Below are 14,255 nucleotides of genomic sequence, written 5' to 3'. Positions count from 1 at the left end.
AGCGCGTGATCATTGGGGTCGGGATCGATGTGGCGGAGATCGAACGCTTCGGCGCCGCGCTGGAGCGCACGCCCCAGCTGGCCGAGCGCCTCTTCCTGGAGCGGGAGTTGCTGCTGCCGGGCGGGGAACGGCGGGGGATCGCCTCGCTGGCGGCCCGGTTCGCCGCGAAGGAGGCCCTGGCCAAGGCGCTCGGCGCACCGGGCGGGCTGCTCTGGACCGACGCCGAGGTGTGCGTCGAGGACAGCGGGAGGCCGCGCCTGGAGGTCACCGGCACCGTCGCGGCGCGTGCGGCCGAGCTCGGCGTACGCAGCTGGCACGTCTCGCTCAGCCACGACGCGGGGGTGGCGTCGGCCGTGGTGATCGCGGAGGGTTGAGGTATGCGACATGCCTACAGCGTCGAGACCGTACGGACCGCCGAGAAGGCGCTCATGGCACGCCTCCCGGAGGGCGCGCTCATGCAGCGCGCCGCCGCCGGACTCGCCGTGGCCTGCGGTGACCTGCTCCGGCGCCACGGCCGGGTGTACGGGTCCCGGGTGCTGCTCCTCGTCGGCAGCGGGGACAACGGCGGCGACACGCTGTACGCGGGGGCCCGGCTGGCCCGGCGCGGAGCCGGCGTACGGGCCCTGCTGACCTCACCGGACAAGGTCCACCGGGCCGCGCTGGCCGCCCTGCTGGCGGCGGGCGGGCAGGTCCTTGACACCCCCGACGGGCTGGGCCCCGTGGACCTCGTCGTCGACGGCATCACCGGGATCGGGGGACGCGGCGGTCTGCGCCCCGAGGCGGTGGAGCTGGTCCGCGCGGTCACCGCGGGCCACGCGCCCGTGCTGGCGGTCGACCTGCCGAGCGGGGTCGAGGCGGACACCGGCCAGGTGCTCGGCCCCGCCGTACGGGCGGACGCGACGGTCACCTTCGGTACGTACAAGCCGGGGCTGCTCATCGACCCGGCCGCCGAACACGCGGGCGCGCTGCGGCTCGTCGACATCGGCCTGGCGGCGGAACTGCCCGGGCGCCCGGACCTGGAGGCCCTCCAGTACGCCGATGTGGCCGCCCTGCTGCCCGAGCCGGACGCCGAGAGCGACAAGTACCGGCGCGGGGTCGTCGGGGTCGCCGCGGGCTCGGAGCGGTACCCGGGCGCGGCCGTGCTCGCCGTCGCGGGGGCGCTGCGCGGCGGCGCGGGAGCCGTGCGGTACGCGGGCCCCGGGGCCGACGCGGTGATCGCCCGCTTCCCGGAGACCCTGGTGCACCCCGGCCCGCCGTCGAAGGCCGGGCGCGTCCAGGCGTGGGTGGTCGGCCCCGGGCTCGGCGACGGCGCACAGGCGGCCGGAGCGGTCTCCGACGTGCTGGCCGCGGACGTCCCCGTGCTCGTCGACGCGGACGGGCTGCGGCTGATGGACGCGGCGGCCGTACGCGACCGGACCGCCGCCACCGTCCTCACCCCGCACGCCGGCGAGGCCGCCGCGCTGCTCGGCGTGGACCGCGAGGAGGTCGAGGCGGGCCGGCTCGCCGCCGTACGGGAACTGGCCGCGCGCTACCGGGCCACGGTGCTGCTGAAGGGCTCGACGACCCTCGTCGCGGAGCCGGGGGACACCCCCGTGCGGGTCAATCCGACCGGCACGTCCTGGCTGGCCACGGCGGGCAGCGGCGACGTGCTCTCCGGGCTGACCGGTTCGCTGCTGGCCGCGGGCCTCGCACCGCGCGACGCCGCGTCGGTGGGCGCCTATCTGCACGGGCTCGCGGCGCGCCGTAGCTCCGACGGGGCGCCGGTCACCGCGCAGGACGTCGCGGACTCGGTACCGGCTGCCTGGCGGGACGTGCGGGCCTGATCCAGGCTGGTAGCACGGGAACGGAAGGTGGTCGGTCGTGGGCAGCGGCAGCGACATCCGCGTACGCAGGGTCTACGACCCGCCGGAGGAGGACGACGGCACCCGTGTGCTCGTCGACCGGCTCTGGCCGCGCGGGATCTCCAAGGAACACGCGGCGGTCGACCTGTGGGCCAAGGACGTGACGCCGTCGAAGGAACTCCGCACCTGGTACCACGAGGACCGCTCCGGCGCCCGGCACGCCGAGTTCGTGGACCGCTACCGGACCGAGCTCGGCGACCCCGCGCACACCGAGGCCGTCGAGCAGCTGCTCGCCCTGCTGCGCGGGGGCGGCGCGGTCACCCTCGTCACCGCCGTCAAGGACGTTCCGGCCAGCCATGTCCCGGTCCTCGTCGGCCATCTCGAGCGGGCCCTCGACCACCGGTGACCGCCTCACCGGCACAGAGGTCGGAGGTACAGGCGTACGGCTCTGAGACACTGGGCGCGATGAACGAGACAGCGACCCTGAGAGCCCGTGCCGAGATCGACCTCGCCGCGTTGCGCGCCAATGTGCGCGAACTGCGTGCGCGGGCGTCCGGGGCGCAGCTCATGGCCGTGGTGAAGTCCGACGCGTACGGGCACGGGGCGCTGCCCTGCGCCAGGGCGGCGCTGGAGGCCGGCGCGGCCTGGCTGGGAACCGCCACCCCGCAGGAGGCGCTCGCCCTGCGGGAGGCCGGGATCGGCGGCCGGGTGATGTGCTGGCTGTGGACGCCCGGCGGGCCCTGGCGCGAGGCGGTCGAGGCCGACATCGATGTCTCCGTGAGCGCCATGTGGGCGCTCGACGAGGTCACCGCGGCCGCCACGGAGGCCGGGGTCCTGGCCCGCGTCCAGCTCAAGGCCGACACCGGGCTGGGGCGCAACGGCTGCCAGCCCGCCGACTGGCCGGAACTCGTCTCCGCCGCCCGCGCCGCCGAGGAGGCGGGCATCCTGCGCGTCACCGGCCTCTGGTCGCACTTCGCCTGCGCCGACGAGCCCGGCCACCCGTCGATCGCCGCCCAGCTGAACGTCTTCCGCGACATGGTGGCCTACGCCGAGAAGGAGGGCGTCCGGCCCGAGGTGCGGCACATCGCCAACTCCCCGGCGACGCTCACGGTGCCCGAGTCCCACTTCGACCTCGTACGCACCGGCATCGCGATGTACGGCATCTCGCCCAGCCCCGAGCTGGGCACCCCCGCCGACTTCGGGCTGCGGCCCGTCATGACCCTCGCCGCCTCCGTGGCGCTGGTCAAGCAGGTGCCCCCGGGCCACGGGATCAGCTACGGGCACCACTACACGACCCCCGCCGAGACGACGCTCGCCCTGGTGCCCGTCGGTTACGCGGACGGCATCCCGCGCCATGCCTCGGGCCGGGGCCCCGTCCTCGTCGGAGGCGCCGTCCGCAGGATCGCGGGCCGGGTGGCGATGGACCAGTTCGTGGTCGACCTCGGGGGCGACATCGTCGAGGCGGGCGCCGAGGCGGTGCTGTTCGGGCCGGGCGACCGGGGCGAACCCGGCGTGGAGGACTGGGCGCAGGCCGCGGACACGATCGCGTACGAGATCGTCACACGCATCGGAACGCGCGTCCCCCGCGTCCATCTCCACGAGGACTCCGGCCGGGACTGACCCCCGGCGCCCCCCTGGATCACGGTCCGGCGGTTCCGACGGACAACGACGACGAAGGAGCACGGCACGGTGAGCGAGACCAGCGCGGAGGACGTGGTGGCGACGGCGGCCGTCGCGGCGGCCGGCTGGCGCCGGGCGGGCGTCGCCGGGGCGGCGATAGGCGTCATCGCCGCGGGCGCGGCCGCGGGCGTCGCCGTCGAGCGGCTCACCGTGGGCCGGGGCATGCGCAAGAAGGCCCGCCTCGCACTGGACGCCTCCGGACCGTACGGCTCGCTGCGCGGGCAGCCCGGCCGGGCGGTCGCGGACGACGGCACCGAGCTGTACTACGAGGTCGACGAGATCGAGCCGGACGGCGGGACCAGCCGTGCCGCCACACGTGCCGGGGCCCGGGCGGGCTCCGGGCCGCGCCGGCGCAGACTCTTCGGCAGCAAGGACCCCGCGCCCCTGACCGTCGTCTTCAGCCATGGCTACTGCCTCGGCCAGGACTCCTGGCACTTCCAGCGCGCCGCGCTGCGCGGTCTGGTCCGCACCGTCCACTGGGACCAGCGCAGCCATGGCCGCTCCGAGCGCGGCCGGGCGCAGGCCGAGGGCGTAGCGGTCGGCATCGACCAGCTCGGCCGCGACCTCAAGGCGGTCATCGACGCGGCGGCCCCCGAGGGACCGTTGGTGCTGGTCGGGCACTCCATGGGCGGCATGACGATGATGGCGCTCGCCGACCGCTACCCGGAGCTGATCCGCGACCGGGTGGCCGCGGTCGCCTTCGTGGGGACGTCGAGCGGGAAGCTCGGCGAGGTGAACTTCGGGCTGCCGGTGGCGGGCGTGAACGCGGTGCGCCGGGTGCTGCCCGGGGTGCTGAAGGCGCTCGGCTCGCAGGCGGAGCTGGTGGAGCGCGGGCGGCGGGCCACCGCCGACCTGTTCGCGGGGCTGATCAAGCGGTATTCGTTCGGGTCGCGGGACGTGGATCCGGCGGTCGCGCGCTTCGCGGAGCGGCTCATCGAGTCCACCCCGATCGATGTGGTCGCCGAGTTCTACCCGGCCTTCACCGAGCACGACAAGAGCGGGGCCCTCCCCGCCTTCCGTGACCTCCCGGTGCTGATCCTGGCCGGTGACAAGGACCTGGTGACGCCCAGTTCGCACAGCGAGGCCATCGCGGACGAGCTTCCGGACGCCGAGCTGGTCATCGTGCCGGACGCCGGCCATCTGGTGATGCTGGAGCACCCCGAGACGGTGACCGACCGCCTCGCGGACCTGCTGGTGCGGATCGGAGCGGTTCCGGCTCAGGGGCGCTGATCCTCTACCGTTGGTCGGCATGGAAGCAGCGCACAACGGCCGGGTGGGCGAATCCGCCGCACCGGGCACCGTCACCCTGGACGTCGCCGTCGAGTCCCCCGAGGAGATGAAGGAGCTGGGCCGCCGGATCGCCGGTGTGCTGGCCCCCGGCGACCTGGTGATGCTCACCGGCGAGCTCGGCGCGGGCAAGACCACCCTGACCCGCGGCCTCGGTGAGGGCCTCGGGGTACGCGGCGCCGTCACCTCGCCGACCTTCGTGATCGCCCGGGTCCATCCGCCGCTGGGCGAGGGCCCGGCCCTGGTCCACGTCGACGCGTACCGCCTGGGCGGCGGTCTCGACGAGATGGAGGACCTGGACCTCGACGTGTCGCTGCCGGAGTCGGTGATCGTCGTGGAGTGGGGCGACGGCAAGGTCGAGGAGCTCTCGGAGCACCGGCTGCGCGTGGTGATCGACCGCGCGGTCGGCGACACGGACGACGAACGCCGCACGGTGACCCTGATGGGCATCGGAACGCGCTGGGCGGGGCTGGACACGGAGCTGGCGGGGGCCTGACCTCCTGGCTTCCCCCGGGGGGCCGTGAGCCGTGTGACGGCGTCTGAGTAGGGTTGGCCGGGCCAGGGCGAACACGGGGGACGGACGCATGGAACACCTGCGGGGGGACGATCCTGTTCGGATCGGTCCGTACACGGTCCTGGGCCGGTTCGACTCCGGCAGCCGTTCGGGCACCGCCCCCGGGCCCCGGTACATCGCACGGAGTGCCGACGGCGACCGTACCGTCCTCGTCTGCCTCCCGTGCGCAGGGGTGGACCCCTCACGCTGGGCGGCCGAGGCGCGGCACGCCTGCGGTCTGTCCGTTCCGGGCCTCCTCCCGGTGGACGAGGTGGGAGGCACGCCGGCGGCCCCCTGGTACGCGGCGCCCTACGCCGCCGCGCTCCCGCTCCCCGACGCGGTCATGGCCCACGGCGGCCCGCTGCCGGAGCCGTTCGTACGGGCCATGGGCGCGGCACTGGCCTCCTCGCTGCGCGCCGCGCACGCCGGGGGCGTGGTCCACGCGGGGCTGTCCCCGGCCGCGGTGCTGGTCACCCCCGGCGGGATCCGGCTGGCCGGTTTCGGGACGGTTCGCTCCGCGGGGGCGGACGGGGAACACCGGGGGAACGCCCCGGGCCTCGACCACGGCAGCCTGCCGCCGGAGCAGATGACGGGCGGCCGGCCGCGTCCGCTCGGAGACGTCTACGGGATCGGAGCGGTGCTCTCGTACGCGAGCACCGGTCACACCGCCCCCGAGCGCGAGGAGATCCCCGAGGGGCTGCGCGCCGTGATCACCGCGTGCCTCGCCCGGGACCCGGCGCAGCGCCCGGAAGCGGCGGCGCTGGAGGCCGAGTTCACCGCGCGGGCGGGGCGCGCGGCACCCGACGCGGGTGCCGTCCCCGGGGCGGCCGGACCGCAGGCCACGGTGCTCGACGCCCCCTTCGCCGTGGCCCTCCCCCCGAGGGCCGCCGTGGCCCTCGCCCGGGTGGCGGCCGCCGTGCTCGCGGCGGAGCCGCCGGGGAACCCCGCACAGCCCCGGGGCGCCCACTCGTCGCTCGTCACCGGCACCCTGGACTGAGGGCCATGTTCTCCCCACTCACCCACGACGACCCCTCCCGATTCGGCGGTTACCGCCCGGTGGCCCGCCTCGGCGGCGGAGGCATGGGCACGGTCTACCTGGCCCGGGCGGCGGACGGCCGGACCGTGGCCCTCAAGACGATGCACGCCCGCCTGGCCGCTGACCCCGTGTTCCGCAGCCGCTTCCGTCTGGAGACCGACGCGGCCCGGATCATCGGCCCGGTCCACGGGGCCCGGGTCTTCGACGCCGATCCGTCCGCCGGTATCCCGTGGCTGGCGACCGAGTACGTGCTGGGGCCGGGTCTCGACCAGGCGGTCTCCGCGTACGGGGCCTTCCCCGAGCCCGCGGTGCGGGCCCTCGGGGCCCTGCTCTGTGCGGCGCTGACCCAGCTCCACCGCTCCGACGTCGTCCACCGCGACCTCAAGCCGTCCAACATCATGCTCACCGTCGACGGCCCCAAGGTCATCGACTTCGGCATCGCCCGTGCCGACGGGGACGACCACCTCACGCGTGCCGGAGCCGCCGCGGGCACCCCCGCCTTCATGTCCCCGGAACAGGCGACCGGCCAGGAGCACACCGCGGCCGGTGACGTGTTCGCTCTCGCCGGGCTCCTCACCTACGCGGCCACGGGCCGTGGGCCCTTCGGAGCCGGGCAGCCCGCCGACCTCCTCTACCGGGTCCGCTACTCGGAGCCGGACCTCGGCGGGATGCCCCCGGCACTGGTGCCGGTCCTGGCCCGGGCCCTCAGCAAGGTCCCGGCGGACCGGCCCTCCGCCGCCGATCTCGCGGCCTGGCTCGAACCACCCGGGGGGAGCTTCTCGGAGCACCTGCCCGGCGCCGTCCTCACCGACATCGCCCGGCGCGCCTCGGCGGTCTTCGCCGTGATGCCGCGCCGTGCGGCACCCGACGCGGAAGAGGGGCTCCCGGACACGGCCGTGCGGGCGACCGTCAGGCCGTCCCGTCGCGGGTTCCTGGCCGTGGGCGGTGCCTCACTGCTGGCTCTGGCGGGGACGGGGGCATGGGCGCGGCACGACCGGCGGAGCCCGGACGGGGCGGGCGGTTCCACCGTGCCGAAGACCCCCGCGACGGACATGCTCTGGCAGGTCCGGTCCGACTACGGATCCGGCCGGGACATGCCGTCGGCCCCGCTCATGCTGGAGGACCGGATCCTCGTGGCACTCGACAGCATCATGCCGCAGGCACTGGACCCACGCACCGGCCGCTCCCTCTGGTCCGACGAGGACGTGTACCTCTTCCACCAGACGGTCACGGACGGCAAGCGCGTGTACGCCGTCGACCAGTCGCTGGAGGACGACGCCCCCTATGCCGTCCGCGCCGTCGACCCGGCCACGGGGAAGGCCGGTGCGACGGTCGCCCGTCTCACGGACCTGCGGGGCCGCCTGTTCGAGAGCCAACTGCTCTGCGCCACGGACACGGTCCTCCACGGGGTGGGCGGGTTCGGACCCCGGTCGACCGACGGGTTCCGCAAGGACCAGTCCTGGTTCCTCTTCGCGCTCGACCTCCGGACCGGCGACAGGCTGTGGACCCGCCCGCTCCCCGCCAGGCCGGACAAGTCGGACCGCCTCCACTTCCTGTCCGGCCGGGTCGAGGGGGACCACCTGGTCCTGGTCCAGCAGGCGGAGGACGGCGGGCTGCGCCTCACCGTCCGCGAGGCCAGGACCGGCGCACCGTTGTGGGACGCGGCGCTCGGCGGGGACGGGCCGGCCATGGACCGTGCCAGGGTCGCCGTCGACGCACAGCACGTGTACCTCGCGGCGGACGGGCTCGTCGCGCGTCGCCTGGCGGACGGCGTCGTGGCCTGGCACCACGAAGGGGACCGGCCGGGGGCGGTCCACGGCCCGCCGGCGGTCAAGGACGGCGTCGTCCACGCGGTGGTGAAGGGCCGAGGCCTCGTCGCGGTCCGGGCCGCGAGCGGCAAGGCCGTATGGGCGCAGACGGGCCAGGCGGACATGGCGGCCGACGCGCCACCCACGGTGGGAACCGCGTACGTGTACAGCGATTCCGCCACCGGCCTCGCCGCCGCCGACCTCCGTACGGGTGCGGTCGCCCAGCCGTTCGAGGCGGCTCGCGGCCGGTACTTCGTCCATGAACCCTCCGGGCGGCTCATCGCCAAGGGCGAGGCCTACACCGCCGGATACCCACTCCTCTGACTGCACGGGAAGCGTCTCGGAACATGAAACCCCTGACCACCGGAGATCCGCTCAGGCTCGGCCCCTACCGCATCCTCGGGATCCTCGGCGAGGGCGGCATGGGCAAGGTGTACGTCGGTCTGGACGGCGCGGGAACCGTCGCCGCGGTGAAGATCCTGCACTTCCACCTCGCCCACGACCCCGGTCTCGCCCGGCGCTTCGTCCGCGAGGCCCAGATGGCGCAGGCGGTCAGCAGCGACGGGGTGGCCAGGGTCATCGACAGCCGGACCGAGGGCGGGCGCCCCTGGATCGCGACCGAGTTCCTGGTCGGGCCGACGCTCGACGAGGCGGTCGCCGCCCACGGTCCGCTCGACGAACCCGCCGTACGGGCCCTCGCCGTGGCTGTGGCGCGCGGACTCCGGGACATCCATGCCGCGGGGCTCGTGCACCGTGACGTGAAGCCCGGCAACATCGTGCTCACCGCCACCGGCCCGCGGATCATCGACTTCGGCATCGCGCGCCCCGAGCACGGCCTCACCCTCACCGCCACCGGAGAGGCTCCGGTGACGCCGGGGTACGGCGCCCCCGAGCAGGTGCTCGGACACCGGGTGGGTCCGGCCGCCGACGTCTTCTCCCTGGGCGCGGTGCTCGTGTACGCGGCGAGCGGCAGACGTGCGTACGAAGGCGCGCACGCCGCCGCCGTGCAGTACGAAGTCGTCCATGGCGAGCCGGGCCTGGGCGGGGTGCCGGACGCGCTCCGGCAGCTGATCGCGCCCTGCCTCGCCAAGGACCCCGCGTGGCGCCCCTCCACGGAGGCGGTGGCCACGGCCTTCGACCCGCCGCGCGGCGCGGACCGCGCCTGGCGTCACGGCCCCCTCGCGCGGGACGTCTCGGCGCGCCGCCGCAGTCTCGACGAGCTCACCACGTCGGTGGCCGTGAGCCCGGCCCGTGCCGTGCCGAGGCGCCGGCTGCTGACCGCGCTCGCCGTCGGCGGGGCTCTCGCCGCCGCGGGCGGGGGAACGGCCCTGTGGCTGAACGGCCGTGGCCGCCAGGACCCGTTCAGCATCCCGCCGGCCGTGAAGACGCCGAAGGCCCGGGTGCTGTCCGCGGAGAAGGGCGACTACGTGTACGGCGAGACGCCCGAACCGATATGGAGCCACGCCAAGGTCTTCGGCGAGGGCACCCCCGCACCCCTGCCGGTGCACGACGTCCTGGTGGTGGGCGCACCCGGCGGGGGCATCGCGGCGCGCGGTGTCGTCGACGGTGAACTCCGGTGGTCGGCACCGGACACCGAGGCCGTACGCCGGTACGTGTCGCTCTCCGGGCAACTGGTGGCCGCGGCGGACGGCAAGGGCGTCCTGCGCACCTTCGTGGCGTCGACGGGCGAACCGAAGTGGACCGCCGACGTCGACGCCGCCTGGGTCCTGGCGGCGGACGACGAAGCGGTGTACGTGATCACGGGCGACGGCCGCCTGCTGAGCGTCGGGCGGGCGGACGCCGAGGTGCGCTGGTCGGTCGAGGCCGGAGCGGACCTCGGCGCGGAGCCCGGGCCGCGCGGCGTCACGGTGGCCGGACGGCTGGTCGTGGCCGGGGCGGGCGGCGCCGTCCTCGCGGTGCGGACCGGTGACGGCCGCGCGGCGTGGCAGCTGCACGACCAGGCCGAGGGGAGGCCCGGGATCGCGGCCGCCGCGGGCACCGTCTTCGTGACCGGGAGGCATCTGCGGGCCGTGAACGCCGGCGACGGCGAGGAGCGCTGGACCGCGGAGAACCCGAAGCAGCCGGGAGTGGAGCCCTACTGGGGCCCTCCCACGGTGCACGGCACGCACGTCTACGCGGCCTACCTGGGGTACCCCCTGCGTCTGGACACCAGGGACGGGGGTCCGACCGACTGGGTCCACACGGGCCTGATCCAGTGCGCTCCGCAGAGCCCGCTCGTCGTCCAGGGCGACGGCTTCTGGTCGATCGCGGTGAACGACAAGGAGGGCGGGATCAACGTGGTCGATCTGGCCGAGGACCGCGGGCCGTGGGTGTTCCGCATCATCAAGCACACCGATCAGTACTGGCTGGCCGCCGACGGCAACCGGGTCTTCGTCCTGGACGGTGACTCGCTGAGCGCGCTGCCGGTGTTCTGAGGGCGCCCGGGACCCGCCCTTTCCGACGGTGTGTCGGTAAAATGTTGCACAGGGGAGGTCCGTCGTGGTCACATGGGACACGGAGACTGGTTAGGTCTGCCTAACCAGGTCTCTCGCCGAAGCCCGAGGAGGCATCCATGCCGGTACCCGAGCGTGAAGTGCGGCCGCAGCCGTCGCAGGCGGAGACGCCGTCGGTGTCCGCGGTGTCCATGAAGGACCTGCTGGCCTCCTGCGCCGCCGCCACGGCGGTCTCGACGCCGCCCCGCGACGAGCACGCCGACGAGGACGAAGCCGAGGGCTTGGGGCGCGACGCGGCCTGAGCCCGCGGGGCTACGGGACGACGACGACCTTCACACCGACCGTGGCGAAGGTCCACAGCGCGTTGCCGTCGGCCCGCTTCATCCGCACCCCGCCGGTCTTCATCGTGGGGTCCGGGGCCGGCATCGAGCCGTCCTGCGCGGCGCTGAAGCCCACGGACACGTCGCCGACGTTCGCGAAGCGCACCACGTGTTCGATCAGGACGCCGTCCGAGCCCTTGATGCTGCCGGAGCGCGAGCTGACCTGGTACACGCCGGGGAGCGGGCTCACGGAACTCGGCATCACGGTGAACGTCCGGAGCGCCTTCTCCGTGTCGTCGACGATCCACACCCGGCGGTCCTTCAGCGCGTACACGACGCGGGTTCCCGTGTCGGAGTCCTCGGGGACCGCGAGCGGCTGCTTCGGGGGCTTCGGCTTCTGGGTGGGAGCGGCCGTCGCGCCGGAGGTCTGCGCCGAGGGCGCGGCGACCGAGTCGGGCGCGTTCGCCGACGCCTGGTAGGCGAGGAAACAGACCGCGGCCAACGCCGCGGCGGTGAGCCCGGCCACGATTCCCGAGCTGCCCCTTGCCACCGTGAGGTCCCCTTTCACATGCCGTCCGTCGCATGTCGTACAAGCATTTACGTCGTACACGCGTATACCCGGCGACGGTACCAGCAGCGGAAGGGGGGACCGGGACGCTCCACGGGCTGCCATGACCGGGTCGGCGGAGCCGTAGGCTGTTCGTGTGCTGCTGCTCGCCATGGATACCGCAACCCCCGCCGTCACCGTAGCCCTCCACGACGGGACCTCCGTCGTCGCCGAGACCGGCCAGGTCGACGCCCGGCGGCACGGGGAGCTGCTGCTCCCCGCCGTCGACCGGGTCCTCGCCGAGGCCGGGGTGAAGCTCGGCGCCGTGACCGATGTGGCCGTCGGGGTCGGCCCCGGCCCCTACACGGGGCTGCGCGTCGGCCTCGTCACCGCCGCGACCTTCGGCTCCGTCCTCTCCGTGCCGGTGCACGGGCTGTGCACGCTCGACGCCCTCGCGTACGCCGCAGGCCTGGACGGCCTCGAAGGCCCGTTCGCCGTCGCGACGGACGCGCGCCGCAAGGAGGTCTACTGGGCGCGGTACGAGGACTTCCGCACCCGGGACGGCGACCCCGCCGTCGACCGCCCCGCAGACATCGCCGACCGGCTCGCCGGGCTGCCCGTCGCCGGTGCGGGCGCGCTGCTCTACCCCGAGGCCTTCCCCGACGCCCGCGGGCCGGAGCACGTCTCCGCCGGCGCGCTCGCCGCCCTGGCCGCCGAGCGGCTGGCCTCCGGTGCCCCGCTGCTGCCGCCGCAGCCGCTCTACCTGCGCAGGCCCGACGCCCAGGTCCCGAAGAACTACAAGGTGGTCACCCCCAAGTGACCACCGCGACCGCAGTGCTCCGCGAGATGCGCTGGTGGGACATCGAGCCGGTGCTGGAGCTGGAACACGAGCTGTTCCCCGACGACGCCTGGTCGGCCGGCATGTTCTGGTCCGAACTCGCCCGTGCGCGCGGCCCCCGGGCCACCCACCGGTACATCGTCGCCGAGGACCCCGTCGACGGCCGGATCGTCGGCTACGCGGGCCTCGCCTCGGCCGGAGACCTCGCCGACGTCCAGACGATCGCGGTCAGCCGGCGCCAGTGGGGCGGCGGCCTCGGATCGGAACTCCTGACCGACCTCCTCCGCCACGCGACCGCCTTCGAGTGCACCGCGGTGCTCCTGGAGGTCCGCGTGGACAACACTCGCGCGCAGAAGCTCTACGAACGCTTCGGCTTCGAGCCCATCGGATTCCGCCGTGGCTACTACCAGCCGGGCAACATCGACGCACTCGTCATGCGCCTGACCGTACAAGGAACAGAGACAGACTGATGGCTGACGAACCGCTCGTACTGGGCATCGAGACCTCCTGCGACGAGACCGGCGTCGGCATCGTGCGCGGCACGACGCTCCTCGCCGACGCCGTCGCCTCCAGCGTCGAGACGCACGCCCGCTTCGGCGGGGTCGTCCCGGAGATCGCCTCGCGCGCCCACCTGGAGGCGATGGTCCCCACCATCGAGCGCGCCCTGAAGGACGCCGGGATCAGCGCCCGCGACCTCGACGGCATCGCCGTGACGGCCGGCCCCGGGCTCGCGGGGGCGCTGCTCGTCGGCGTATCGGCCGCCAAGGCGTACGCGTACGCCCTGAACAAGCCGCTGTACGGGGTGAACCACCTGGCCTCGCACATCTGCGTCGACCAGCTGGAGCACGGCCCGCTGCCCGAGCCGACGATGGCGCTGCTGGTCAGCGGGGGCCACTCCTCGCTGCTGCTGGCCCCGGACATCACCAGCGACGTACGGCCGCTCGGCGCGACCATCGACGACGCGGCGGGCGAGGCATTCGACAAGATCGCCCGGGTGCTGGACCTCGGCTTCCCCGGCGGCCCGGTCATCGACCGGCTGGCACGGGAGGGCGACCCGAAGGCGATCGCCTTCCCGCGCGGACTGAGCGGCTCGCGCGATCCGGCGTACGACTTCTCCTTCTCCGGTCTCAAGACGTCCGTGGCGCGCTGGATCGAGGCGAAGCGCGCGGCCGGTGAGGACATCCCCGTACGGGATGTGGCAGCGTCCTTCCAGGAGGCCGTCGTGGACGTCCTCACCCGCAAGGCCGTCCGGGCCTGCAAGGACGAGGGCGTCGACCACCTGATGATCGGCGGCGGCGTCGCGGCCAACTCACGGCTCCGCGCACTCGCCGAGGAGCGGTGCGGCAAGGCCGGCATCCGGCTGCGGGTCCCGAGGCCGGGGCTCTGCACGGACAACGGGGCCATGGTCGCCGCGCTGGGCGCGGAGATGGTGGCGCGCAACCGCCCGGCCTCCGACCTGGACCTCTCGGCGGACTCCTCGCTGCCGGTCACGGAGACCCATGTGCCGGGTGTTCACGCGCACAGCCACGACCATGTGCACGAGATCAGCAAGGACAACCTGTACTCATGACCGTCGCCCTGATGTGGGAGGCCCGCGCCGCCGAGGGCCGGGGCGCGGAGCTGCTGGAGTGGGCCCGGGCGCGGGCGGCCGAGCTGGCCCGGGAGCCGCTGCGCAGCGAGCTGCTGCGTGCCCCGCAGGACCGGGTGCTCGTGCTGACCTGGTGGGACGCGGTCTATGGGGACGAGCTCCCGGAGCTGCCCGAGCCGAAGGCCGGGCTGATCAGCCGCCCGGTGCACCGGTGGCGCTTCGAATCCCTCGGCCCGGCGGGCGGCTGACGGGCGTACGGGCCGCGCGCGTGCCGATGAGTTCCCGGCGCGCGAGCGGTCTACCT

Annotated in this window: 15 protein-coding genes; 14 read left to right on the top strand and 1 reads right to left on the bottom strand. The window is 74.6% G+C overall.

Annotated features, from left to right (window positions below; all coding sequences use genetic code 11):
- Positions 1-5: 5 nt before the first annotated feature.
- The 10 genes from ACIRD8_RS07800 to ACIRD8_RS07755 all read left to right on the top strand — a co-directional run bounded on the left by ACIRD8_RS07800 (position 6) and on the right by ACIRD8_RS07755 (position 10,960).
- Positions 6-374 (top strand): holo-ACP synthase, encoded by a 369-nt coding sequence (locus ACIRD8_RS07800; protein ID WP_403987746.1) that lies wholly within the window; start codon positions 6-8, stop codon positions 372-374.
- A gap of 3 nt (positions 375-377) precedes the next feature.
- Complete coding sequence (locus ACIRD8_RS07795; protein WP_403987743.1) at positions 378-1,823, top strand: NAD(P)H-hydrate dehydratase; 1,446 nt, start codon at positions 378-380, stop codon at positions 1,821-1,823.
- Between the two features lie 37 nt (positions 1,824-1,860).
- The gene (locus ACIRD8_RS07790) at positions 1,861-2,247 is read left to right on the top strand and encodes a DUF488 domain-containing protein (RefSeq protein ID WP_403987740.1); all 387 of its coding nucleotides are present in this window, start codon (positions 1,861-1,863) and stop codon (positions 2,245-2,247) included.
- Between the two features lie 59 nt (positions 2,248-2,306).
- Complete coding sequence (gene alr / locus ACIRD8_RS07785; RefSeq protein ID WP_403987737.1) at positions 2,307-3,461, top strand: alanine racemase; 1,155 nt, start codon at positions 2,307-2,309, stop codon at positions 3,459-3,461.
- A gap of 69 nt (positions 3,462-3,530) precedes the next feature.
- Positions 3,531-4,751 carry an alpha/beta fold hydrolase gene (locus ACIRD8_RS07780; RefSeq protein WP_403987734.1) on the top strand — a complete coding sequence of 407 codons (1,221 nt, stop codon included), beginning with the start codon at positions 3,531-3,533 and terminating at the stop codon, positions 4,749-4,751.
- 19 nt (positions 4,752-4,770) lie between these two features.
- Positions 4,771-5,304 carry a tRNA (adenosine(37)-N6)-threonylcarbamoyltransferase complex ATPase subunit type 1 TsaE gene (tsaE, locus tag ACIRD8_RS07775; protein WP_403987731.1) on the top strand — a complete coding sequence of 178 codons (534 nt, stop codon included), beginning with the start codon at positions 4,771-4,773 and terminating at the stop codon, positions 5,302-5,304.
- An 88-nt stretch (positions 5,305-5,392) separates the two neighbouring features.
- A complete protein-coding gene (locus ACIRD8_RS07770; protein WP_403987728.1) occupies positions 5,393-6,358 on the top strand; it encodes a serine/threonine protein kinase in 966 nt (321 codons plus the stop codon).
- Positions 6,359-6,363: 5 nt separating this feature from the next.
- On the top strand, positions 6,364-8,529 hold the full coding sequence (locus ACIRD8_RS07765) for a PQQ-binding-like beta-propeller repeat protein (protein ID WP_403987725.1): 2,166 nt from the start codon (positions 6,364-6,366) through the stop codon (positions 8,527-8,529).
- A gap of 23 nt (positions 8,530-8,552) precedes the next feature.
- Entirely contained in the window at positions 8,553-10,640 is a 2,088-nt protein-coding gene (locus ACIRD8_RS07760; protein WP_403987722.1) for a protein kinase, read from the top strand.
- A 137-nt stretch (positions 10,641-10,777) separates the two neighbouring features.
- A complete protein-coding gene (locus tag ACIRD8_RS07755; protein ID WP_403987720.1) occupies positions 10,778-10,960 on the top strand; it encodes a hypothetical protein in 183 nt (60 codons plus the stop codon).
- A 10-nt stretch (positions 10,961-10,970) separates the two neighbouring features.
- On the opposite strand, the gene ACIRD8_RS07750 is transcribed toward ACIRD8_RS07755, so the two are convergent.
- Complete coding sequence (locus tag ACIRD8_RS07750; RefSeq protein WP_403987717.1) at positions 10,971-11,528, bottom strand: hypothetical protein; 558 nt, start codon at positions 11,526-11,528, stop codon at positions 10,971-10,973.
- A gap of 169 nt (positions 11,529-11,697) precedes the next feature.
- Here ACIRD8_RS07750 and tsaB point away from each other — a divergent pair, with 169 nt between their 5' ends.
- Genes tsaB through ACIRD8_RS07730 form a run of 4 tightly spaced genes read left to right on the top strand, consistent with a single transcriptional unit; the run spans position 11,698 to position 14,199 of the window.
- Positions 11,698-12,345 (top strand): tRNA (adenosine(37)-N6)-threonylcarbamoyltransferase complex dimerization subunit type 1 TsaB, encoded by a 648-nt coding sequence (gene tsaB / locus ACIRD8_RS07745; RefSeq protein WP_403987714.1) that lies wholly within the window; start codon positions 11,698-11,700, stop codon positions 12,343-12,345.
- Entirely contained in the window at positions 12,342-12,833 is a 492-nt protein-coding gene (rimI, locus tag ACIRD8_RS07740) for a ribosomal protein S18-alanine N-acetyltransferase (protein WP_403987712.1), read from the top strand. The genes tsaB and rimI overlap by 4 nt, the downstream gene beginning before the upstream one ends.
- Positions 12,833-13,933: a tRNA (adenosine(37)-N6)-threonylcarbamoyltransferase complex transferase subunit TsaD gene (gene tsaD / locus ACIRD8_RS07735; RefSeq protein ID WP_403987709.1), complete on the top strand. Its 1,101-nt coding sequence runs from the start codon at positions 12,833-12,835 to the stop codon at positions 13,931-13,933. Before rimI ends, tsaD begins: the two co-directional genes overlap by 1 nt.
- The gene (locus ACIRD8_RS07730) at positions 13,930-14,199 is read left to right on the top strand and encodes a hypothetical protein (RefSeq protein WP_403987706.1); all 270 of its coding nucleotides are present in this window, start codon (positions 13,930-13,932) and stop codon (positions 14,197-14,199) included. The genes tsaD and ACIRD8_RS07730 overlap by 4 nt, the downstream gene beginning before the upstream one ends.
- Positions 14,200-14,255 lie beyond the last annotated feature (56 nt).

The sequence above is a fragment of the Streptomyces sp. NPDC102451 genome, from assembly GCF_044765485.1.
Taxonomy (GTDB): Bacteria; Actinomycetota; Actinomycetes; order Streptomycetales; family Streptomycetaceae; genus Streptomyces.
This window is presented reverse-complemented; position numbering and strand designations above follow the sequence as displayed.